Below are 2,002 nucleotides of genomic sequence, written 5' to 3'. Positions count from 1 at the left end.
GCATCGCCGCCCTGCAGCACGGCGAGCGTCTCGTAATAGAGTTCGCGCAGCAGCTGGCCCTTCCAGCCGTTCCAGACGCCCGGGCCGACAGCCGTGATATCGACGACCGTCAGCAGGAAGAGCATCTTCAGACGCTCCGGGCTCTGCACCAGATTGGCAAAATCGCGGATCGTGCGCAGGTCCGAGATGTCGCGCTTCTGCGCCACGTCGCTCATCACGAGATGGTTCTTGACGAGCCAGGCGACCGATTCCGTTTCGCCCTTGCTCATGCCGAGACGCGGGCAGAGATGTTTCGCGATGCGCTCGCCCGCTTCGGAATGATCCTCGTCGCGGCCCTTGGCGATGTCGTGGAGGAAGACCGAGAGATAGACGACGTTGCGGCTCTGGATCGTCTCCATCAGCTCGTTGGCCAGCGGATGCTCTTCCTTGTGAACATGCTTCTCGACTTCCGAGAGGATGCCGATCGCGCGCAGCAGATGCTCGTCCGCCGTGTAGTGGTGATACATGTTGAACTGCATCAAGGCGACGATGCGCCCGAAATCCGGCACGAAGCGGCCAAGCACGCCGGCCTCGTTCATCATGCGCAGCGTGTGTTCCGGGTCCTTGTGCGAGGTCAGGATTTCGAGAAAGAGACGGTTCGCTTCGGGATCGGCACGAAGATCGGCGCCGATATATTTCAGCGAGCGCGTGACGAGCTTCAGCGCATCGGGGTGGAGTTCGAGACCATGTGCGTCCGCAAGATGGAAGATGCGGATGATGTTGACCGGGTCCTGCTCGATCATCTTGTCGCTCTGGAAGGCGAGGCGGCCGCTTTCGAGCTTGTAGCCCTTCATCATCTTCTTCTTGCGGCGCAGCGCCTGCATGAAACGTCCGATGCCGGGCTTCTTCTTTTTCTCCTGCTCCTCGAGCGCCGCGCAGAAGATGCGCGTCAGATCGCCGACGTCCTTGGCGACCAGGAAATAATGCTTCATGAAGCGTTCGACGGCCTTGAGGCCCGCATGGCCCTGATAGCCGAGGCGCTTTGCCATTTCGGTCTGCATGTCGAAGGTGATGCGCTCTTCCGCACGGCCCGTCAGGAAGTGCAGCTCGCAGCGCACGGCCCAGAGAAAGTCCTCCGCCTTGCGGAAGGTCGCGAATTCCTCGCGCGTGAAGACGCCGACGCCGACGAGGTCGGAGGGCTGCTTGACGCGGTAGATATATTTGCCGATCCAGAAGAGCGTGTTGAGATCGCGCAAGCCGCCCTTGCCTTCCTTGACGTTGGGCTCGACCAGATAGCGGCTCTCGCCGGCGCGCGTGTGACGGCCATCGCGCTCGGCGAGCTTTGCGTCGACGAATTCGTTGCCGGTGCCCTTCACGACTTCGGCGTCGAAGCGTTTTTCAAATTCATCGAAGAGCGCCTGGTCGCCATGAAGAAAGCGCGCCTCGAGGAGCGCCGTGCGAATCGTGAAGTCCTCGCGCGCGAGGCGGATGCAATCGGCGACCGTGCGCGTCGAATGGCCTACCTTGAGACCAAGATCCCAGAGCACGTAGAGCATGTATTCGACGGTGCTCTCGCCCCAAGGGGTCTGCTTGTAGGGACGCAGGAAAAGGAGATCGATGTCCGAGCCCGGCGCCAGCGTGCCGCGACCGTAACCGCCGACCGCCGCGATCGAGATTTTTTCCGCCTGGCTCGGATTTGCGACAGGGAAAACTTTCTCGACGGTTACGTCGTGAAGGGCGCGGATGATCGTGTCCTGGAGATAGCAGAGGCTTTCGGCACAGGCGCGGCCGCGATGGGCGCCTTGTTCGAGCCGTTCGCGCGCCTTGGCCCGTCCCGCCGCCATCGTCTTTTTCAACACATCGACGAGCGCGCGCTTCAGCGGCTCGGGCGCACCCTGATGACCGTCGGCCGCCGCTTCGAGTTCGGCGGCGAGCTTCGCCGGATCGACGATTTCGAGAAGGCTCGGCAGCATGCGGGCCATTGGGGCCACTCCTTGGGCCGGACGGGGTCCGGGTGTCATCG

The 2,002-nt window shown here is 62.4% G+C and carries 1 protein-coding gene; it reads right to left on the bottom strand.

Annotated features, from left to right (window positions below; all coding sequences use genetic code 11):
* The coding region (locus VMR03_RS04445) for a [protein-PII] uridylyltransferase (RefSeq protein ID WP_325402672.1) at positions 1-1,961 on the bottom strand (1,961 nt) is incomplete at its 3' end.
* Between the last annotated feature and the right edge of the window lie 41 nt (positions 1,962-2,002).

This window comes from Parvibaculum sp. (assembly GCF_035511255.1).
GTDB lineage: Bacteria > Pseudomonadota > Alphaproteobacteria > Parvibaculales > Parvibaculaceae > Parvibaculum.
Note: the sequence above shows the minus strand (reverse complement) of the source record. Positions and strands in the feature narration are given on the sequence as shown.